Annotated in this window: 20 protein-coding genes; 14 read left to right on the plus strand and 6 right to left on the minus strand. The window is 43.4% G+C overall.

What is annotated here, in order from left to right; genetic code table 11:
- The first annotated feature begins 147 nt into the window (after positions 1-147).
- From I6L24_RS10215 to I6L24_RS10245, 7 genes are all read left to right on the plus strand, one after another.
- The gene (locus tag I6L24_RS10215) at positions 148-564 is read left to right on the plus strand and encodes a GlcG/HbpS family heme-binding protein (protein ID WP_004280003.1); all 417 of its coding nucleotides are present in this window, start codon (positions 148-150) and stop codon (positions 562-564) included.
- 220 nt (positions 565-784) lie between these two features.
- Positions 785-1,087, plus strand: a complete 303-nt coding sequence (locus I6L24_RS10220; protein WP_004280001.1) for a hypothetical protein — start codon at positions 785-787, stop codon at positions 1,085-1,087.
- 132 nt (positions 1,088-1,219) lie between these two features.
- Positions 1,220-1,927, plus strand: a complete 708-nt coding sequence (locus I6L24_RS10225; protein ID WP_004280000.1) for a phosphopantetheine-binding protein — start codon at positions 1,220-1,222, stop codon at positions 1,925-1,927.
- Between the two features lie 133 nt (positions 1,928-2,060).
- Positions 2,061-2,705: an RluA family pseudouridine synthase gene (locus I6L24_RS10230; protein ID WP_004279998.1), complete on the plus strand. Its 645-nt coding sequence runs from the start codon at positions 2,061-2,063 to the stop codon at positions 2,703-2,705.
- Positions 2,706-2,848: 143 nt separating this feature from the next.
- Positions 2,849-5,686 carry an RNA polymerase-associated protein RapA gene (gene rapA / locus I6L24_RS10235; RefSeq protein WP_004279996.1) on the plus strand — a complete coding sequence of 946 codons (2,838 nt, stop codon included), beginning with the start codon at positions 2,849-2,851 and terminating at the stop codon, positions 5,684-5,686.
- A gap of 144 nt (positions 5,687-5,830) precedes the next feature.
- The gene (locus I6L24_RS10240) at positions 5,831-6,097 is read left to right on the plus strand and encodes a PAAR domain-containing protein (protein ID WP_026056550.1); all 267 of its coding nucleotides are present in this window, start codon (positions 5,831-5,833) and stop codon (positions 6,095-6,097) included.
- Positions 6,098-6,231: 134 nt separating this feature from the next.
- Positions 6,232-7,032 carry an alpha/beta fold hydrolase gene (locus I6L24_RS10245; protein WP_004279994.1) on the plus strand — a complete coding sequence of 267 codons (801 nt, stop codon included), beginning with the start codon at positions 6,232-6,234 and terminating at the stop codon, positions 7,030-7,032.
- 61 nt (positions 7,033-7,093) lie between these two features.
- Here I6L24_RS10245 and fabR read toward each other — a convergent pair whose 3' ends face one another.
- Positions 7,094-7,774 (minus strand): HTH-type transcriptional repressor FabR, encoded by a 681-nt coding sequence (fabR, locus tag I6L24_RS10250; protein ID WP_004729898.1) that lies wholly within the window; start codon positions 7,772-7,774, stop codon positions 7,094-7,096.
- Between the two features lie 152 nt (positions 7,775-7,926).
- Here fabR and I6L24_RS10255 point away from each other — a divergent pair, with 152 nt between their 5' ends.
- Together I6L24_RS10255 and I6L24_RS10260 are read left to right on the plus strand one after the other, a co-directional pair.
- Entirely contained in the window at positions 7,927-8,991 is a 1,065-nt protein-coding gene (locus I6L24_RS10255) for a flavin reductase family protein (RefSeq protein ID WP_216985957.1), read from the plus strand.
- Positions 8,992-9,005: 14 nt separating this feature from the next.
- Complete coding sequence (locus tag I6L24_RS10260) at positions 9,006-10,100, plus strand: fatty acid desaturase family protein (RefSeq protein ID WP_004646650.1); 1,095 nt, start codon at positions 9,006-9,008, stop codon at positions 10,098-10,100.
- A gap of 193 nt (positions 10,101-10,293) precedes the next feature.
- Here I6L24_RS10260 and I6L24_RS10265 read toward each other — a convergent pair whose 3' ends face one another.
- Together I6L24_RS10265 and I6L24_RS10270 are read right to left on the minus strand one after the other, a co-directional pair.
- Complete coding sequence (locus I6L24_RS10265) at positions 10,294-10,947, minus strand: HAD family hydrolase (protein ID WP_005266753.1); 654 nt, start codon at positions 10,945-10,947, stop codon at positions 10,294-10,296.
- A complete protein-coding gene (locus I6L24_RS10270; protein WP_005266750.1) occupies positions 10,914-12,122 on the minus strand; it encodes a DUF1615 family protein in 1,209 nt (402 codons plus the stop codon). Before I6L24_RS10270 ends, I6L24_RS10265 begins: the two co-directional genes overlap by 34 nt.
- Before the next feature lie 80 nt (positions 12,123-12,202).
- Between I6L24_RS10270 and dusB the strand changes: the two genes are divergently transcribed.
- A complete protein-coding gene (gene dusB / locus I6L24_RS10275; protein ID WP_004646654.1) occupies positions 12,203-13,228 on the plus strand; it encodes a tRNA dihydrouridine synthase DusB in 1,026 nt (341 codons plus the stop codon).
- A 249-nt stretch (positions 13,229-13,477) separates the two neighbouring features.
- Entirely contained in the window at positions 13,478-14,155 is a 678-nt protein-coding gene (locus tag I6L24_RS10280; RefSeq protein WP_216985958.1) for a hypothetical protein, read from the plus strand.
- A 54-nt stretch (positions 14,156-14,209) separates the two neighbouring features.
- On the opposite strand, the gene I6L24_RS10285 is transcribed toward I6L24_RS10280, so the two are convergent.
- Positions 14,210-15,253, minus strand: coding sequence for an NAD(P)H-dependent flavin oxidoreductase (locus tag I6L24_RS10285; protein ID WP_005266646.1), 1,044 nt, complete (start codon positions 15,251-15,253; stop codon positions 14,210-14,212).
- A gap of 207 nt (positions 15,254-15,460) precedes the next feature.
- Here I6L24_RS10285 and I6L24_RS10290 point away from each other — a divergent pair, with 207 nt between their 5' ends.
- From I6L24_RS10290 to I6L24_RS10300, 3 genes are all read left to right on the plus strand, one after another.
- Positions 15,461-16,720 (plus strand): putative DNA modification/repair radical SAM protein, encoded by a 1,260-nt coding sequence (locus tag I6L24_RS10290; protein WP_004729891.1) that lies wholly within the window; start codon positions 15,461-15,463, stop codon positions 16,718-16,720.
- Positions 16,720-17,499, plus strand: coding sequence for a TIGR03915 family putative DNA repair protein (locus tag I6L24_RS10295; RefSeq protein WP_004279976.1), 780 nt, complete (start codon positions 16,720-16,722; stop codon positions 17,497-17,499). The genes I6L24_RS10290 and I6L24_RS10295 overlap by 1 nt, the downstream gene beginning before the upstream one ends.
- A 63-nt stretch (positions 17,500-17,562) precedes the next feature.
- Positions 17,563-18,072, plus strand: coding sequence for a hypothetical protein (locus I6L24_RS10300; protein WP_004729889.1), 510 nt, complete (start codon positions 17,563-17,565; stop codon positions 18,070-18,072).
- A 56-nt stretch (positions 18,073-18,128) separates the two neighbouring features.
- On the opposite strand, the gene I6L24_RS10305 is transcribed toward I6L24_RS10300, so the two are convergent.
- Both I6L24_RS10305 and I6L24_RS10310 read right to left on the minus strand, forming a co-directional pair.
- Entirely contained in the window at positions 18,129-19,340 is a 1,212-nt protein-coding gene (locus tag I6L24_RS10305) for a YeeE/YedE family protein (protein WP_216985959.1), read from the minus strand.
- 267 nt (positions 19,341-19,607) lie between these two features.
- Positions 19,608-19,952 (minus strand): hypothetical protein, encoded by a 345-nt coding sequence (locus I6L24_RS10310; RefSeq protein WP_004729887.1) that lies wholly within the window; start codon positions 19,950-19,952, stop codon positions 19,608-19,610.
- Positions 19,953-19,986: the final 34 nt, after the last annotated feature.

Genomic DNA, 19,986 nt, shown 5'->3' on the forward strand with positions numbered 1-19,986 from the left:
CAGGAATTGTGTAGATACCTATGCCTTAAAGGAGAGGGCTTTCATCTATCGAATAGAAATGAAAATTTAAAGACTTCCTCCAGTATTCTTGCGCTATATATGGCTCAGGCTTAGGGGGAATTACATTTAAAATTAGAGATCATTTTCATGCAAACCAAACATTATTTGACTTTAAGCGATGCGGAATTTTTATTAGATCAAGCCCATCAATATGCCATTCAGAACAGTTTTAATGTCAGTATTGCAGTCGTAGATGAAACGGGTAATTTGCTTGCGATGAAGCGTATGGATGGTGCAGCACCGATGACTGCAAATCTGGCCGTCGAAAAGGCTAAATGTTCAGCTATGAGTCGCCATCCCTCCAAACTGTTTGAGGATATTATCAAAGGCGGACAGATGGGTTTTCTGACCATGGAAACTTTCTCAGGAATGTTGGAAGGTGGTGAACCGATTCTGTATCAAGGCCAGCTCGTCGGTGCGATGGGTGTGTCGGGTGTGAAGTCGTTTGAAGATGCGGAGATTGCACAGGTAGCCATTGAGAAATTTTTGGCTAAGCAAAGCTAATCCAAAATAGAAATTGATCAGCTTAATTTAATAAAATCATTCAAAGTTGTACCAAAATGAAGCGTGGAACGTGAAATATCAACTAAAAAGCCCAATCGCTAATGAGTGGGCTTGTCTATATACAATAAAGTTATAATTTAAAAAGGAAATCAAAAGAATTTCGTATAACGTGTATTATGTTAATTTTAGAAATAATTAAAAGTTTGGAAATACTAGTGAAATGCAACTTATAGAAATAGAGCCTTATTTTTGGGAACTATATGAGGATAGCGAAAATATATACCTCAATGTTTGTATAAATATGAGTGCAGTTTCTTGGGCGAAAACTATCTGCCTAGATAAACAAACGATTCAGCAATATCAGACTCAAGGAAAAGGTTTTATTGATGACTTAGCTAAAAGAATTGAAAGCAGCCAATTTAGAAAAGATTATGAAAGATTTTATTCATTTCCAGATGCCTCCGCAGAACAAAAAGAGGGAATGCTTCTAGCATTTAATGAATATAGGGCTAAGCAAAATTAAAGCCATTTAATATAATGGCGATGATACGAAATTAGAACAATAAACCTCTGTGAAATCAAAGTGTTTTTCAAATCGATGCTAAACTAAAATAGCATGAATCATCATGCTATTTTGTATTTATAAGAGCCTCCCATGCTGTACCCCATCCCTAAAAAAATCCAACTTGCTCCATCCCAAGCCAAATGGCAGCTTGCATCAAATGAATCTGTTTTGGTTTTAGTGGGATTACAAAATTTAAGGATGATGGTAGGCATACAAGAAAGCGACCTAATGAGTCATCTGATCCAGATCAGCAATAAAGCCAAAGCACTCGATATTCCGATTGTTGACTTATATGGTGATGACCTGATGCAAGGCATGCAGCAATTGGGAGAATATGCCTCAACGCATCCGCAACTAATTTTTGCCGGTCAGGTCACGCCAATGCTGAAACAGATTTTGCCGCATCTGATGAGTGTGACGGATCAAATCGGTGTGGTCGATGACGCCATTTTAGTGGCGAATCAAGATCAGCATATTCAATGGATCGAAAATATTTCGGCACAGGGCATACATCACTTAAATACTTATAGCCTGACTCGCTTATGGGATTTAAGCGCGCCGTCAGAATATGTATTGTCGACCAAAGGCATTATGTTGGCTGTCGCAGAACAGCTGGATATGGATGCCTTGGAAATTGATCCCTATGTCGATTTAAAAAATTATGGTCTGGATTCGGTAGCGGTGGTGAGTCTAGTCGGTATATGGCGTGCGCATGGTGCCAATATCCGTTATGAAGATGTGCTAAAGCATCCGTCTTTGCATGAATTGGCAGGCTTCATTTTACAATCCTCAGCTTGATGCGCTGAGATTGAGCATTTTTATGCGCTAAATCGGAAATTTCATCGTCATTTACATAAATGCGCATTGTAATTATTGGCTAAGCTTTCTATCATTGCCGCCTTGTTTTTCGCGATCAGCCTGGGATTGAACTTTGAGTAATTTTCTAACCGAACATCTGATACATCGTGATGACGATTTCATGGTCATCCACAAACCTGCAGGTTTACTCACAGTTCCCGGTAAAACAGAAGACTTACAAGATTGCCTGATCAACCGTCTGGTCAAATTAGAACCCAAAACTTTACTGATTCATCGACTGGATCGCGATACATCCGGTATTTTGGCCTTTGGTCTGACTAAATGGGGACAAAAAACCATTTCCCGCCAGTTTCAGGAACGCCAGACTGATAAAACCTATCAGGCTGTGGTTGCAGGTACACTCGAAGGTGAAGGCACTATTGAAGTGCCAGTGGTGTATGATCCAAGCCGTCCGCCCTTACATATCGCAGATCCCGCACATCATAAGCCGGCCATCACGCATTGGCAGGCGATTGAACATTTTAATATTCAGGGACAGCCTGTGACCCGGGTGAAACTGACCCCAATTACCGGCCGTTCACATCAGCTACGGGTGCATATGCAATATCTCGGACATCCGATTATTGGCGATACCTTATATGCGACACCCGAACAGCAACAGCTCAGTTCACGTCTATGTTTACATGCGGAACGTTTGAGTTTTTATCATCCTCAAACAGAGCAGCTGGTCGAATTTTATTGTCCGGCGCCGTTCTAGGAAATACTTCTTTAATCGGCGTGAATTATGCTCACTTTTTAGTGAGCTTTATGTCAAAATACATTGCTTGAAGGTATGGAATTTTGCTCCAATGACGTTTCGTGATTGAGCCTAATATTCATAATCTTGTACTTAAGATAAAGGTGGAAAAATTGCAGCAATTTGCTATTGGTCAACGTTGGTTATCAGATACTGAAACAGAACTCGGTTTAGGCGTTCTTATTGATGTTGATGAGCGGTCGGTTAGCATTTTATTCCCGAAAAGCGATGAAACTCGCGTCTATGCACGTAGCAATGCACCCTTATCTCGTATCGTATTTAATGTGAAAGATGAATTACAGGATCAGGAAGGGACCAAATGGATTGTAGAATCCGTGGAAGACCGCAATGGCGTGGTGCGTTATCACGTCATTCGTACCCTGGAAGATGGGACTGAAGAACGTAAATCGCTGAATGAAACCCGCATTGGTGCCACCATCCAGTTGTCCAAGCCTCTAGACCGTTTATTGGCCAGTCAGGTCGATTATAAAGAATGGTATGACCTGCGTATTGAAGCGCTGCTGATGCAGGCCAATATGCAAAGCAGTCCACTGCGTGGTCTGGTCGGTTCACGTGTCGGCCTGATTCCACACCAGTTGTATATTGCGCATGAAGTCGGTCAGCGTTTTGCTCCGCGTGTATTACTGGCCGATGAAGTCGGTCTGGGTAAAACTATCGAAGCCGGTTTGATCATCCATCAACAGCTGAAAACTGGCCGTTCTGAACGCATCCTGATTTTAGTACCAGATTCGCTGCAATATCAGTGGATGATTGAGATGCGCCGTCGTTTCAATCTTGAGTTCTCGTTATTTGATTTGACCCGTACTGCATCAATCAAAGAGCATGATCCTGAACAAAACCCATTCCTGACCGAACAAAAAATTATTGCCTCTGTCGATTTGATGGTCGACCATGAAGATCTGCGTGAACAGGCGCTCGAAGCCGGTTTCGACTTGCTGGTGGTCGATGAAGCACATCATTTGATGTGGAGCGAAGAAGATGGCGGTAATGACCGTTATGATCTGGTCGAAGAACTGGCTGAACATACGCCGGGCGTATTGTTATTGACGGCAACACCGGAACAGCTCGGGGTAGAAAGTCACTTTGCACGCCTGCGTTTACTCGATCCGCAGCGCTTTAACTCGCTGGATCGTTTCCTGGATGAAGAAGCGCAATATCAGCACACCGCTAAAATTGCAGAAGTGTTGATGTCAAATCTGCCACTTGAAGCAGAACATTTGACTGCGATTGAGGCCTTGTTGGGTCATTCAATTGAAGATCATCCTGAGCAGCGTTTCCGTGCCATTCACGAACTTTTAGACCGTCATGGTACCGGTCGTATCCTGTTTCGTAATACGCGTGAAGCCATTCAGGGCTTCCCGGGTCGTGACTGTCAGCCGGCACCATTACCAGCACCGGAACACTGGTCGAAAGATGGTAAGTTGCGTGAGCAAATGTGGCCTGAAGAAGCTCAGCTAGACGGCTCGTGGATGGAAGCCGATCCACGCGTGATGTGGCTGATGGAGCGTTTGCGTACCGATTTAAAACACAAGAAAGTCTTACTGATTGCACGTAGTGGGCCAGTAGTTGAAGCGCTGGAAAATGTACTGCGTCTACATGCCGGTATCCGTACCGCAATGTTCCATGAAGGTATGAGCCTGCTGGAACGTGACCAGGCTGCGGCGTATTTTGCTGAAGATTCGTATGGCGCGCAGATTTTACTCTGCTCGGAAATTGGTTCGGAAGGTCGTAACTTCCAGTTTGCCTCTGACCTGATTTTATTCGATCTTCCAGCCAATCCAGACGTGTTAGAACAGCGTATTGGTCGTCTGGATCGTATCGGTCAAGAAAACCGGATTCAGATTCATGTGCCTTATCTGGTGGGAACTGCGCAAGAACGCATGTTCCGCTGGTATAACGAAGCCTTGAATATTTTCAGTAATATTTCCCCAACTGCACAAACCTTGCAGGAAAATTTTATTGTCCGTTTGAAAGACTGTCTACTTGCAGACAAAGGTCAAGCATTTGAAGACCTGCTGGAAGAAGTCAGTGTGCAACGTGAAGCTTTGGAAGCTGAATTGCAGGAAGGTCGTGACCGTCTGCTGGAATACAACTCTTGCCGTCCAGTGGTCGCACAGGAAATTGTCAACGCGCTTGAAGATTATGATGATAATACCACTTTGCCGATTTTCATGAAACGCTTTATGGCGTCTACGAATATTGACTTTGACGAGCAAAGTAACGGTACCGTGATCATCAAGCCAACAGATCAAATGCAGGTTCAAGGTTTGACGCTGGATGAAGAAGGCATCACTGCCACTTTTTATCGTGATCAGGCACAGATCCGTGAAGATGCACAATACCTGACCCTTGAACATCCATTCACTGAAAGCGTGATGGAAATGATCAATACGCAAGGCTTTGGTAGCACCAACGTTGCGGTATTAAAATCGGCAGCATTGCCACAAGGTTCGGTATTATTAGAAGTCTGGTTCAAGGTCGATGTGGTGGCACCGAAAGCATTGAATTTGCCGTCTAGCTTGCCGCAACAGTTGATTCGTGTCTTGCTTAGTGAAAAAGGTCAGGATCTCTCCCAGAAGATTGCACCAGAAATCCTGAAACCGTACTTGCATCATTTAGATGGCAATAGCTGCCGTCAGGTGGTGAAAGCACGTCGTGATGTGATTGAAGCTCGTTATCAGCAAGCGCTTGAACTGGCACGCAGTGCATTGCCGGGCTTCAAGCAGCAAGCCAAAGAAGTGTATGGCAACAAATGGCAATATGAAATTGATCGCCTGACCTATCTGAAACAGTTCAACCCAAGTATCCGTGAAGATGAAATTGCGCGTTTACAGAAGTTGCAGAAAGAAGGTCTAAGCCTACTGGATGGTCTATCGGTAACGCCTGAAGCGATTCAGGTGATGGTCGTGGTCAAGCCTTAAGTTTTACACAATTAAAAAATGCAGCTTTCGGCTGCTTTTTTTATGGGCAAAATCCAGGTTTATTATTTTTTTGTCGGAGAATGCTGGCCTGTCATTTTTCTCCTGTTTAAAATTAGCCTACTGAATAATAAGAATGACAAATGTATGTCAAAAGCATTGATTACCCTTGGCACAAAGACCAGTCATGGCGGCATGGTGACTGAATGTGAACCCTCTTTTTTGATCAATGGTATAGCCGTGCATCTAAATGGGATGAAGCATTATTGTCCAAAATGCCAGACCATGGTCGCAGCAATTGCTAGCGACTTATCAGTTACAGTCAAAGGAAGAGCGGTAGTCATTGCGGGAGATAAGGCCAGTTGCGGAGCGACTTTTCTACCGATGCAACATTTGACTGTATCACAGAAATAGTCTTTTATTTTTTAGAAATAGCGAGAAATGACTTTGAGGTCATGCTTTGAGCATTTGTGCGCTGCCGAATAAATCTTTAAAGCGGTAAGCTCATCTTACGATTTCAGGATGAATACGCGCTGCGTTTAAAAATAATGAAGCAAGCCCTACATTTTACTCATGCCAATGGTATCCCTTCCGCAACTTATCAAAAGTTTCTGGACTGTTTTCAGCAAGACTATGAGGTCAAAGCGATTCCCTTTATTGGCATGAACCCGCAATATCCAATTACGCGAGACTGGCGTTATCTGGTCGATGAAGTCATTGCAGATATCGAGCAGCAATTTCCTCAGCAGCCGGTGATTGGCTTAGGACATTCCTTTGGTGGTCTGGTGACCCTGATGGCGGCGTATCGACGTCCCGAACTATTTTCCAAACTAGTCATTATGGATCCACCATTTGTGATTGGAAAAAACAGCGCCATATTTGAACTGGTCAAAAAGCTGAATTTGAAAAGTATTGATCGTTATACACCTGCAGGAATAACGCTGAAACGCAAAGATTATTGGCCATCGAAACAGGTCGCGATTGAAGCTTTGAGATCTAACCGCCTATTTAAAAATTTCGATGAGCAGTGTTTTGCTGATTATATCGAGAGCGGTATTCAGCCAGAACCTGAACGCGGTGGGGTGACGTTAACCATTCCAAAACAGGTAGAAGCGGAAATCTTCCGGACAGTACCCGCGTGGTGGTGGAGAACACCACGCCGACCGCCTGAAGTACCGATTCATTTGATGACTGCAGAGCAGAGCCAGTTTTATCAGCAGGGTTTACCCCAAGGCATGCACAAGATTTATCAAATTAATTATTCAGTGGTCGAGGGCGGGCATATGTTCCCGCTTGAGTATCCGGAAGCCACTGCAACGGTGGTTAAAGCCCAACTCGCACTTTTGTAATCCTCATAAAAAAGAGACGTTGATTACGTCTCTTTTATACAGCTTCATGCAAATCGGAAAATTAGCGCAGTTGAGAATCTTCCAGATGGCGCGCACCTTCCAGAATCATCCGGATCATGATCATGGTCTGTTCGGCAATTTCTTTGCGGTCTTCGGCAGGCATATCAATCACATTGGCGCCCATGTTGAAGACCAGTTGGGTAATGGCTTTGGCGGCAATATCCGGATGAAATAACTTCTTGTTGTTTAGGCGTTCTAGACGAATCAAATCATCCTGAAGTTCTTGCTGAAAATAATTTAACTGGCGTTCTACCGCCTGTTTATAAGACTTGGAGCCAGTATAGCCTTCACGTAATAACAGGCTCAGATTGCCTTCATCGGCATCCAGCTGGGCAATAAAAACTTCCACAGAACTGCGGATGATGCTGTTCTGGCGAGAAGCTTGCAGACGTGCTTCATGCAAAATCTGACGCAATACAATTCCGGCACGATCAATCAGCTCAATGGCCAGTTCATCAATATCTTTAAAATGACGATAGAAGCTGTTCGGTGCAATACCAGCTTCACGCGCGACTTCACGTAGACTTAAAGAGGAAATACTTTTTTGTGGCCCAATCAGATTCAACGCAGCCTGAAACAGTTCTTCCTTGGTAATGGTGGCCTTGCGACCGACACTCCGTACGATAATCGGCTCATCAATGCTTTTCGATTGTAATAAAGATGCGTCACTGCTTATTTTCATTGAAGGCTCGTTCATCGATAGGTTCATGCATGAATCATTTTATTATAACCGAGCCAGTCAAGCTTGTGAAATGATTAGAAACAATACAGTTGTATATACAAATATATATACATGTGTATAATAATTAAAAACCCAAGGTGATGTCGCAAACGATGCATGTACTCCAAAAACTTAAAACGCCGTTGAATGCACTGTCTGACAGTGTAATCGATCAGCATGCGATTAATTTCTGGATTCAGAAACTCAATCCTGTATGGTCGTTGAATCAGCCATTAGGCAAGATCGTGCACAAAGAAAATGCAGCACAGGATATGCTGAGTCTGAAAATTCAGGTGAATCGCTTATTTAAGTTTGGTGAAGCAGGGCAGCATCATCCGGTCTATGTGGTAGTGAATGGCATTCGTTATGAACGTAGCTATAGCTTGACCCGTGTCGATTCTCAGCATGTATTGCTGAGCGTGAAAAAAGTCGATGCTGGTAAAGTCAGCACATGGTTTGCAGAACAGGCACAAGTGGGTGATGTGATCGAATTTGGTCACCCTTATGGTGATATGACCTTGCCTGCGCAGACGAGTCCATTGATTTTGCTTGCAGCAGGGAGTGGTATTACCCCAATGCTCAGTATGCTGGAAAGCTTGAGCAAAAAAGGTGAACTATCTGCACCGGTCACTCTCTGGTACTGGGTTAAAAAAGATCAGGATGCCGCATTTAAAGCACGGTTTGAAGAACTTGCTCAAAAACATGCAAATTTCTCATTTCATGTGTATGCCACTCAAGAACAGCCAGCTGCTGCACGTCTTGATGAAACCTATCTGACCGATCTGCAAAATCTGGAAAATAGCATCGTATATTGCTGTGGCCCTTCAGGTTTTGTATCTAAAGCAGAACAGCTTTTTGCTCAGGCAAAACAGTTTAAAGGTGAAGCATTTAGCATGAGCTTGGCGGATCAATCGGATACCGGCTTTATTAATGTCACCCTGACCCAGTCGAAAAAAATTGTCAGCATTCCAAAAGGCCAGTCCATTCTGGTGAGTCTGGAACAGCAAAATATTAAACCGACCCATGGTTGCCGTATGGGCATTTGTAATAAATGTGCCTGCAATAAAGTAGAAGGTTCGACCAAGAATTTGGTCAACGGTGCGCAAAATACCGAACCCGGTAACCTGCTCAAAATTTGTATTAACTCAGCGCAGACTGACCTTGTCATCGACTTATAAGCGAGTTTTATCCTATGAATATGCCAGTAAAATTACAGTATTTTAAAAATCCTAAAAACCGTGAATTAACCCAGTTTGAACTTGATGAACTTGCACGTGAACTCGATGCGATTAAGCAAGAAGTGCTAGATGATCTAGGTGAGAAAGACGCCAAATATATCCGTCGTGTCTATTCAACCATTCGTTATTCATCGATTGCCGGTCGTGCTTTGCTGTTTGCAGGCTGGTTCCCGCCAGCCTGGTTATTGGGTACAGGCCTGTTGGGCTTTGCCAAAATTATGGAAAATATGGAACTGGGTCATAACGTTATGCACGGTCAATATGATTGGATGAATGATCCTAAACTCAATGGTCAGACCTATGAATGGGATATCGTAGGGACTTCAGACAACTGGCGTCAAACTCATAACTTTAAGCATCATACCTATACCAATATTAAAGGTATGGATGATGATATCGGTTATGGCCTATTACGCCTGTTCCCGGAACAGCGCTGGAAACCGGGTTATTTACTACAACCAATTTATGCAGTGCCATTCTGTTTATTGTTCCAGTGGGGTGTTGCGATTCAGAATCTTGAATTGGGTAAATACTTCAAAGGCCGTAAAAGCAAAGAGCAGACCAAAGAAGAATGGCGTCCAATGCAGAGCAAAATCGGTAAACAGCTGTTTAAAGATTATGTATTCTTCCCACTCATCGCAGGTCCTGCGGCTTTACCTGTTTTGACCGGCAATATGGTGGCCAATGGTCTGCGTAATATCTGGACCTTTAGTATTATTTTCTGTGGCCACTTTACCAAAGATGTAGAAGTATTCCCGAAATCGGTACTGCAAAATGAAAGTCGTGGTCACTGGTATATGCGTCAGATCCGTGGTTCATCCAACCTGACCGGTTCTGAAGCATTCCATATCTTGACGGGTCATTTAAGTCACCAGATTGAACATCATCTGTATCCTGATGTGCCTGCCCGTCGTTACCGCCAAATGGCGCCAAAAGTTCAGGCGGTGTGTGAAAAATATGGTTTGAACTACAACAATGCCAGTCTGGTAAAACAGTATGGCAGCGTAATCAAACGTATTGTGAAATATGCATTTCCGTTTAAGAAATAATATTTCTTAAAGCTAAAAACCACCTTATTTGAGGTGTTTTTTTTATGGATGAAGCTTATATTTAAACAAAAAAGTCTGGATGATTCAGTCATCAGATCTGCCTTAAAAGTATCATTGAGCGACAACTCATCTGTCATTTAAGTGCTTGTTAAAGATTATTATGGCGTATCAATAAAGCGGAAATTTTAAAGCCCTAATATGTCATTGAATCGGATGGTAGATTAATTTTTGGCAATTGCTGATCTTGTCCTTCCAGATAGCGTTGATGTGCCAAACTCAGCATTTCCTGATCTTCTTCGCTGTTACCATAGGCATAAATTTCAGCATAATCTTCCAGACGATATTTTTCTAAAATTCTCAGTTTCTTCTGCGCATTACTACAATCTGGAGTCTGATAAAATCCTGTTATTTTTCCAGCTTTGATTTCAACTTCGCTACACAGTAAATCGATATTTAAATAGGTACAGACCGGTTTCAAGTATAAATCCAGTGATGCTGAAACCAGCGCGATCTCATGACCCAGTTGCTGATGTTGCCTAAGCTGTTCTAATAGTTTGGGGTTTAATTTAAGTATCAGTTTTTGCGCATAGTCCTGAGTCAATTGCAGAATTTCCTCGGCATCACTGTCTTTAAACATGCTGGCATACAATTTGGGTCGCATGCGGTGTGCCGGATAGAAATTTAAATAATAGGCCTGTATCCATGGCAAAATTTGCATGCCGCGTTTCACAATATGCCGTTTTCTTAAGGCATGGAAAATGAACCCGGTAAAGCTATCATGTAGATACAGGGTTCCATCAAAATCAAATAAGGCTAGAGTTTTAGATTTTTGATTTTGCGCATGCATGTTTGATATCGACCATCGACGCGGGTAGCAAACCAGTTAGTATTATAATCACGACTTAATTTTGGTCCGGAAATGACCACTTCAGGCATAATGGCATAGATAGGATCTTTACCCGTTTTTTCCTGATAAAGCTTGCTGACACCACGATAAGTCATCGTATCTTCAAAGTCTTTATCTTTTTCTTTCTTTAAATCAGCTCGGATTTGACGTTCAGTGATAATAAAATTATTTTTGGCAAAAACACTGATTAACTCACGCTCAGATTGACTCTTCTGCGAACGGATCGCGCCATCTTTAGTATAGAGCAATAAGTCGCCATCCAGATCAAGTTCGGCTTCAGTTAAATCATTTAACATGCTCTGAAAAGCGGCATTTCGACTGGAATACATGCCCGAGTTATAGTCCGCAAAACGATAAATTGGCTTGTCATAATCCGCCGGATACATCATCAGGCGATGAATCCCATAATACAGACCGCCATATTGACTGTAGAGATCGGTACGTAACTCTGCGATATTGCCGCCTTGGCGTTTATGTTCTTTCGCATAGCTGATATGTACCTGCATTGAACCCAAGGTGGTAATTGGATTCATTTTCTCGCCAATATTCTGGCCGACCAGTTTGGCAGCACCAGTCAGGGCGCTAACATGATAATGCTTTGACATATAATCAAATATTTCACGATATAATTCGTCGAGTTCACGTTCGGTTTTGACCCGGCGCATCTGGCTTAAGTAGTTGTCTTCAGGACTCGGATGGTTCTTGAGAACTTCCTGGAAATATCCTGCAACTGTGCCACCAATTGCTTGACCAAGCTTATCTTTGAATTTTTCATCAAGGCGACCTTGGACTTCCTTAACCGCCTTTTCACCCAAACCCGGAACAGTAGGATCTGCAACAAAGTTAGATTCCTGATCAACCACTGCCACAATCGTACAAACATTTTCCTTGGTCTGAGGAATGCCGAGCTGTTCGGTAATGTCATAAATATCTTGTGCCCAAGACTCACGTTGGTTGACACGGTTTGGAATAGCTTTGCGAATATGTTCAACTTCAAGTGTCGGTTCATCATCTTTTGACCACCATGAACCATTGCCACAACCGGCAAGGCCCAGAGAAAGTACAAGTACAGACAATGACCTAAAAGAAAAACAAGAAGCGAAAGTTTTATTCATGGTGTCGTAAATTAATTGAAAAGATGAGCGAATAAGGCAGATGCAGTATACTATGCCCATCAAAAAAGTGATGAATTTATATGTATATTGGTCCATATCAACTGTCAAACAATTTGATTGTCGCTCCCATGGCAGGTGTGACCGATCGTCCGTTTAGAACCTTGTGCAAATACTTTGGTGCAGGCCATGCGGTCAGTGAAATGATGACATCTGACAAAACTTTGCGCATGAGTAAAAAGAGCTTATATCGTGCCAATTTTGATGGAGAGCTGGCACCGATTTCAGCGCAGATTGCTGGTTCAGATCCCCATGATCTGGCTGAAGCGGCACGTTATCAGGTGGCCAATGGTGCGCAAATTGTTGATATTAATATGGGCTGCCCAGCCAAAAAGGTCTGTAACCGACTCGCCGGTTCTGCTTTATTGCAGGATGAAGATCTAGTTGCGCGTATTCTGGATGCAGTTGTGGCTGCAGTTGATGTGCCAGTGACCTTAAAAACCCGTCTTGGTTATTTGAACGGCCAGGAAAATATTATACGGGTCGCCAAACGTGCTGAACAAGCCGGAATTGCGGCACTGGCTTTACATGGCCGTACCCGTGAAGATATGTACCTGAATACCGCGCGTTATTCTTTAATCAAAGACGTAAAGGAAATGTTGAAGATTCCCGTGATTGCTAACGGTGATATCGACAGTCCGGAAAAAGCCAAATATGTGCTGGATTATACTGGTGCAGACGCAATTATGATTGGTCGTGCAGCACAAGGTCGGCCCTGGATTTTTCGTGAAATTGCCCATTATTTGAAAACCGGTCAACATCTTGATGCACCGAGTATTACAGAAGTGAAAGATGTTCTATTGGGACATTTGACAGAATTATACGAGTTCTATGGCGAGTATTCCGGCTGCCGGATTTCCCGTAAACATATTGCCTGGTACACCAAAGGACTGCGTTCTAGTAATGAATTTCGTCAAAGCATGTATCAGGTAGAAAATACTGCTGACCAGTATCGGGTAGTAGAGGATTATTTTAATGCACTGCTAGAACATGGTTTAACCATGAATGATGTACAAGTCGAGCAGGTGAATTTACTGGAAACCAAGTAATGGCGGGCAAAATTCAGCGAATCATGTAATATTTTTTGCATGAAATCCCTACCTTTTTTATCTTGAGCAGGCTGATTTTTGCATTCTGTTTACACTTCAGCCTGTCTAATACATAGCAGTACAGTTTGTTCACTTAAACTGGACAGGACTTGGACATTGCTTACTCAAGCTTCCTCTATGATGAACCTATCCAGATATAAACCAGATGTGATCCATCTTGTTTATCGTCATCATTGAGGGAGATCTGTAATGACAAATACCAATCGTCCAGTCACAGAGTTTAGCCATAAAACGTCAACGGAATTGCCACAAGAACGCAGTGAAGGCCTGAATATAAATCCGACTGATACTAATGCGCGTCCAGATTTGAATACACCCGTGAAAGATAATCCTCGTGTTCCAGACATGAATGAAGGTGAGGATAATCTGGCTGCGACCAGTGCCGGTACTTTGGGCGGAGCTGCGGTAGGTGCAGTTGCAGGTCTGGTAGGTGGCCCTCCAGGTGCAGTGGTGGGTGGTATTATCGGTGGTGTCGTTGGTGGAATTGCAGGTAATGACATTGCGACACCTGATCATGGGAAACAGGCAGATAATTATCAGCATCCAGAGAACTTGCCTGAGGCAGATAATTATCGACATCCAGATCATTTGAGTGCAGAAGATAATTACTGGAGAGATGAGTATCATAATCGCCCGTATTTCAATGAAACGCGTAGTACATATGGCGATCTAGATTACGATCGTGATTATCGCGGCGCTTATCGGGTCGGTTATGAAAACCGTCCAATGTATGAACATGATACGGATTTTGATCGTGCCGAACCTGAACTGCGTACCAAGTGGGAACAGTTAAAAGGTGAATCACGCCTCAACTGGGAAGAAGCGAAATTTGCAGTTAAAGATGCCTGGCATCGTGTCACACGCTAATTCTAGATAAATTAAAAACCTCTCCATGTGAGAGGTTTTTTTATGATTCAATGATTAAAGATGCTTCATTTCCAGTACGAGCTGGTTAATCAAATCGGAAGCTTCCATTTCACGAATCTGCGCCACATTTGAACCTGCCCAGAATGCGCCATACCCTTGATCCCCATGTTTGGCGGCAGCAGCATGCAATTGTTTGGCCAGATCATAAGTATATGGATAAGCCGGAACATCCAGCCGATCGGGTGTATCGACTTCAATATGCCAGTGGTTAATAATGCCACGTGCAGGACGACCGGAAATACTGGCACTCACCTGAGTGAGTGGCTTGGAAAATAAGGCTTTACGATAGGCATCATTGGCATTAGAAGATTTACACTGCACAAATGCAGTCCCAAGTTGCACGGCATCTGCACCGAAATCCATCATTTGACGCGCTTGCTCACCCGTCATAATCCCGCCTGCCGCTACAATCGGCAAGGAAGAATGCTGTTTGATCAGCTTCACCAGATTGGAGGTTTTGACTGAAGCATCAAACTTGGTGCTAAAAATCCCGCGATGGCCACCAGCCTCAATACCCTGCGCAATAATGATATCAATTCCGGCTGCTTCAATAGCTTTAGCTTCGGCAAAATTGGTGGCAGACACCATGGTCAGAATCCCGGCCTGTTTTAAGGCTTGAATCTGATGCGGATGCGGAATCCCAAAATGAAAGCTGACTGCTCGCGGTTTGGTTTCTAATACCAGATTCAGGAAGTTATCATTGTCTTTAAAACTCGGATAAATGCATTCCAAATGATCCGGTGCCTGAGCGCCATATTCGGCAAATTTATCTTTAAATTGTGCAATCCATGCCTGCGCTACAGCCTCATCTACAGGTACACTCTCATGACAGAAAAAATTAACCTGAAAAGGGCAATCTGTCAGTTCCTGGGTCTTTAAAATCTGTTCTCGTGCAGCCTCGATACTGCTGGCCCCCAGACCCAGTGAACCCAAGCCGCCCTGATTGGACACTTCGGCAGCAAGCTCGGGCGTAGAGACACCTGCCATCGGTGCCAAGAAAATAGGATGTTTAATTCCGAGATTTTCTAATAAAGACATAGATTTGCTCCTTGTTATGCTTTTACTTTGCCTTTGAGCACAAAATTAAGCAAATCATATTGGTTATTTTATTTTGAAATACTGCAGCATGGGTTACGTATTATTTACATTTCTTGCGACACGCTACGTCGCCAAAAAGATAGAACTTTTATTAGCCTAGAATTGAACACCTTATAATAGCCTTTTGGTCACATATTCTCTGAGCTCATGTCTGATCGTATCCGTGAAAAACTGCAAATTTTAGCCGATGCTGCCAAGTATGATGTGTCTTGTTCATCTAGTGGTAGCAACCGTAAAAATAAAGACAAGGGTGTGGGCAATACCGGGAATGGCATCTGTCATAGTTATACCGAAGATGGCCGCTGTGTGTCCTTATTGAAAATTCTGTTCTCTAATGTCTGTATTTTTGACTGTTCCTATTGTGTTTCGCGCCGTTCCAATGACGTCCAGCGTGCTGCATTTACCGTGCAGGAAGTCGTGGATCTGACCATGAATTTTTATCGGCGTAATTATATTGAGGGTCTGTTTCTCAGTTCGGGGATTTTTAAATCGGCCGATCACACCATGGAACGGATGCTGCAGGTGGTCAAAAAACTTAGACTCGAAGAAAACTTTAATGGCTATATCCATCTGAAAACTATTCCGGGTGCATCACAGGAGATCATTACCGAAGCTGGACTGTATGTCGACCGTATGAGTATTAATCTGGAAATGCCGACGGAAGCGGGACTGCAAAAATTTGCGCCTGAAAAAACCCATGCTGAAGTACAAAAAGACTTAGGCATTGTGCGTGACCGGTTGATCCAGCTCAAAGATGAACGCAAGCTGATCAAGTCAGTCCCCAAGTTTGTACCTGCCGGACAAACTACACAGATGGTGGTGGGCGCGCATAGTGAAACCGATCAGGACATTATTTTGATGGCTGACCAGCATTACAAGGAATTCAAATTGAAAAGGGTGTATTTCTCTGGTTATATTCCGATTAACCCTGAAGAGAAAGCCTTACCCGCCATCGGCTCAGCACCACCATTATTAAGAGAAAATCGTCTGTATCAATCCGACTGGCTAATGCGTTTTTATGGCTTTGCTGCTGATGAAATTGTCGATGAGCAGCATCCGAATCTGGAGCTGGATATTGATCCCAAACTCAGTTGGGCCTTGCGTCATCCTGAAGCCTTTCCAGTCGATATTAACCGTGCCGACTATAAAATGATTCTACGGGTACCCGGTATAGGTGTACGTTCTGCCCAGAAAATTGTACAGGCCCGCCGTTTTGGACAGATTCATATTGACCAGCTAAAACGCATGGGCGTGGCTTATAACCGGGCGCAGCATTTTATCCGCTGTGCAGATACACCGAAATTTAAGAAAGATCAGCAGTCCCATCAGATTCGCCAGCAAATTTTGATGTCAGGACAATCCAAATATCAGCAGCAACTTTCACCTCAATTAGGATTGGGTTTCTAGTGGCAAGTTACTGTTTTGATGGCAGCATGACTGGTCTGCTCAGTTGTGTATTTCGTGCTTTCGAGTTTAAAGAATTTAACGTGATAGTGACGGCCAATCCTCAAGCACAAACAGGTTTATTTGATGAATTTATCCATGTGGCCTCTAATGATCAGCATGGGCAGCGGGTGTGGCAGGGATTAAAGCAGAAAGTATCTTCCAGCAGTTTGCGTGCTTTTTACTATACGTTTTTGTCAGAGCAGGAAGCAGCGTTCCAGACTCTTTTTGATTTTGCAGTCTATGTCTTTCAAAACCAGCGTCCAGTCGATAAAGATTATGGTCATACTGCGGTGATCGGCATGTCGCAATGGGCCAAGCAAGTGGGGCGGGAAAAGCATCGTATGGAGGCTTTTGTACGCTTTAAAAAAGCCAAAGATGGTTTGTTTCTGAGTCTGGTCAGACCGGATTTTAATGTCTTGCCGATTATTTCCCGACATTTTCAGGAGCGTTATCAGGATCAAAGCTGGCTGATTTATGACGAGCAGCGTAATTACGGTATTTATTATGATTTAAGGCAGATGCATCAGGTCGAGATGAACGCTGAAATAATCGATCCACAAATCCGGATTGGTCATAGTCAATCATTCAGTATTGAACTGGATGATCAAGAGCTGCTATATGATCAGCTCTGGAAAGACTATTTTAACAGTGTGAATATTCAGGCGCGTAAGAACATGAAATTGCATATTCAATATGTGCCAAAGCGCTACTGGCGTTATATGAATGAGAAATTACTTTAAACAGTACATCAAGCTGCTTTCAGGCATAATAAGCATTGGTATATTTAAATTGAGTGTATAAACATGAAGGTATGGCTAACGTCATTAGCGCTGCTCACTGGATTAACTGCATGTTCGGAACAACCACAAAAACCGGTCGTAGATCCAGCCAAATATCAGGTTCAGACCGCACAGGAACTGCAGCAACGTTTTGATGCACTCAATGTCCAGTTAGCCCAAGACTTTCAGGAATTTAAGAAAGTCGAAAGCATTGCTTTCGCGCACCAGTTTCCTTTAGATGTCAATAATCTGCAAAGCTTAAACCAACATCTCGTTAGCAGTACGGCATTAAAACCCAGTAAAATTGCCTATTGCGATATGATGAATAGTTATTTTGCCGATATGTACCGCTTGGGACATTACAATCTGGAACTGGTCGATGATATTAAATTGCCTAATGCCAAGAATGAAAATTTAAAAGCCAATTTCTCCGATGCTGATCGTTTTTATACCTTTATTCTGGATCGTTATACGACTTATCGTCAGGTTCAGCAGACCATGGGTTATGGCTGTAATTTAAAGGCTGCGCTGTAAATCCTAAAGACAGAAAAAAGCCCATCAAAATTGATGGGCTTTTTTGATTTTAAGCATTAGCAACCGGTCAGTTTTTCAGGCTGCGGTTTTTCATCCGGGAAGAAGATTGGACGAAGTTTTACCCCAATGCCATTGCCAATAAATGCAAACACCAGCCACAACCAGCCATGCAGACTACCAGACGCGATCCCACTGAAATAAGCACCAATATTACATCCGTAGGCCAAGCGTGCGCCGTAGCCCAGCATTAAGCCACCTACAACAGCAGCAATCAGTGAGCGCTTTGGAATATTAAAATTCGGCGCAAATTTACCTGCCAAGCTAGCTGCCAATAAAGCACCCAGCATGATACCGAAGTTCATCATTGAGGTAATGTCATACCAGAGTGAGTTGGCTAGCGCTTTTGCATTACCCGCCTGTTGCCAATAATCCCAAGAAGCTACATCAACACCCACAAGCATAGCACCTTTGGCACCCCAAACTGCCAGCGCAGAGGTCACGCCCCAAGGACGACCCGCCAATGCCAAAGTGGCAAAGTTGAGTAAGGTCAGAATAATCCCGCCCCAAATCAAAGGCCATGGACCACGGATAAAGCGCTTCCAGCCCTGATGTTCACTGCTTGGCTCAATTTCCAAGCTGCCATGACGTTTCTTTTCGAAATAGACAGTTGCCGCAGCAATGATGGCAAAAATGATAAAGCTCAACAGCAATCCAGGGAGGACGCCTAAACTTTCTACCAGTGAAATAGGCTCCAGATGAGGCAGGGCAAACCACCAGTCAAGATGCGAGGTCGCAATCATTGAACCCACACAGAAAAACAGCAGCGTTATCAACATACGTGCACTACCGCCACCCACGGTATATAGCGTACCTGATGCACAACCGCCACCGAGCTGCATACCAATACCGAAAATAAAGGCACCAATCATGACTGACATGGAAACGGGGTTAACATTGCCTTTGACTGGGTTGCCGAACAATTCACCTGCACCTAAAGCCGGGAAAAACAGCAGGACGGCCAGAGCAAGCATAATCATTTGTGCGCATAAACCACGACCGCGACGTTCCTTGATAAAGACACGCCAGCTCGAAGTAAAACCAAATGAAGCATGGTACAGGGTCATGCCCAGTGCACCACCAACCAAAAATAATAGGGCTTGATTTAAGCCTACGATTTGATAGGCACCGATTGTACCTAGGATAAGCAAGATAAAAGCTGCCCAGACCGAAATATTCGACCGTTGGGAAGCAGCAACAATGACTGACATGGGAGATTAAATTTTAAAAATAAAGGCTGGTATTCTACTTAATTTCAGTTTAAATGCAGCCCGTTTTGCCGATTCAATCACAATTAAGTCATTCTAATACTTGATAAGTTTTATCAATTTATCTGATTTTATCCAATTGTTTAGATAAAAGATTGATCCCATCAAGAAATAATATAATTTCAATTTAGATCATTCGATATTTAAAATCATCGCTGATAAAAAAAGCCTGCAATCGCAGGCTTTTAAACATCAAACTGAATGCTAAAATCAGTTTTCAGCTTTTTCCCGAACTTCTCCGGCACCTTCTTCAACTGCCGCTGCAGTTGCTGCAGTTGCTTTACGTGCTGCTTCCGCAGTGGCATCTGCTGCTCTAGACGTTGCAGCAGCTGCTTCGTCCGCTGCCTGAGCAGTATTTTCTGCGGCATTATTCATTGCTCGTTCGGTTTCTACCGCAGCCTCACGGCTGGCATCTTCCATATCATGACCGGCTTGATTGGCTGCATTTTCTAAATGCTCACCTGTGGTTGCACCAGTTTCAGGCGCTTCTTCTTTACTACAGCCGACTAAGGCAACAGTGGTCGCCAAACCTAAAGCAATTAGTAATTTATTCATCGAGTAATATCCTTTTGTTGTTGTAGAGCTGCAA

The organism is Acinetobacter lwoffii (assembly GCF_019048525.1).
GTDB classification, from domain to species: Bacteria; Pseudomonadota; Gammaproteobacteria; order Pseudomonadales; family Moraxellaceae; genus Acinetobacter; species Acinetobacter lwoffii_K.

Excerpts from the sequence above, each read along its gene's own strand:
- I6L24_RS10280 (WP_216985958.1), top strand. The coding sequence starts at position 13,478 with ATGACAAATACCAATCGTCCAGTCACAGAGTTTAGCCATAAAACGTCA.
- I6L24_RS10220 (WP_004280001.1), top strand. The coding sequence starts at position 785 with ATGCAACTTATAGAAATAGAGCCTTATTTTTGGGAACTATATGAGGAT.
- I6L24_RS10240 (WP_026056550.1), top strand. The coding sequence starts at position 5,831 with ATGTCAAAAGCATTGATTACCCTTGGCACAAAGACCAGTCATGGCGGC.
- I6L24_RS10310 (WP_004729887.1), bottom strand. The coding sequence starts at position 19,952 with ATGAATAAATTACTAATTGCTTTAGGTTTGGCGACCACTGTTGCCTTA.
- I6L24_RS10215 (WP_004280003.1), top strand. The coding sequence starts at position 148 with ATGCAAACCAAACATTATTTGACTTTAAGCGATGCGGAATTTTTATTA.
- I6L24_RS10245 (WP_004279994.1), top strand. The coding sequence starts at position 6,232 with ATGAAGCAAGCCCTACATTTTACTCATGCCAATGGTATCCCTTCCGCA.
- I6L24_RS10285 (WP_005266646.1), bottom strand. The coding sequence starts at position 15,253 with ATGTCTTTATTAGAAAATCTCGGAATTAAACATCCTATTTTCTTGGCA.
- I6L24_RS10265 (WP_005266753.1), bottom strand. The coding sequence starts at position 10,947 with ATGCATGCGCAAAATCAAAAATCTAAAACTCTAGCCTTATTTGATTTT.
- I6L24_RS10300 (WP_004729889.1), top strand. The coding sequence starts at position 17,563 with ATGAAGGTATGGCTAACGTCATTAGCGCTGCTCACTGGATTAACTGCA.
- I6L24_RS10260 (WP_004646650.1), top strand. The coding sequence starts at position 9,006 with ATGAATATGCCAGTAAAATTACAGTATTTTAAAAATCCTAAAAACCGT.
- I6L24_RS10225 (WP_004280000.1), top strand. The coding sequence starts at position 1,220 with ATGCTGTACCCCATCCCTAAAAAAATCCAACTTGCTCCATCCCAAGCC.
- I6L24_RS10305 (WP_216985959.1), bottom strand. The coding sequence starts at position 19,340 with ATGTCAGTCATTGTTGCTGCTTCCCAACGGTCGAATATTTCGGTCTGG.
- I6L24_RS10270 (WP_005266750.1), bottom strand. The coding sequence starts at position 12,122 with ATGAATAAAACTTTCGCTTCTTGTTTTTCTTTTAGGTCATTGTCTGTA.
- I6L24_RS10255 (WP_216985957.1), top strand. The coding sequence starts at position 7,927 with ATGCATGTACTCCAAAAACTTAAAACGCCGTTGAATGCACTGTCTGAC.
- fabR (WP_004729898.1), bottom strand. The coding sequence starts at position 7,774 with ATGAAAATAAGCAGTGACGCATCTTTATTACAATCGAAAAGCATTGAT.
- I6L24_RS10290 (WP_004729891.1), top strand. The coding sequence starts at position 15,461 with ATGTCTGATCGTATCCGTGAAAAACTGCAAATTTTAGCCGATGCTGCC.
- dusB (WP_004646654.1), top strand. The coding sequence starts at position 12,203 with ATGTATATTGGTCCATATCAACTGTCAAACAATTTGATTGTCGCTCCC.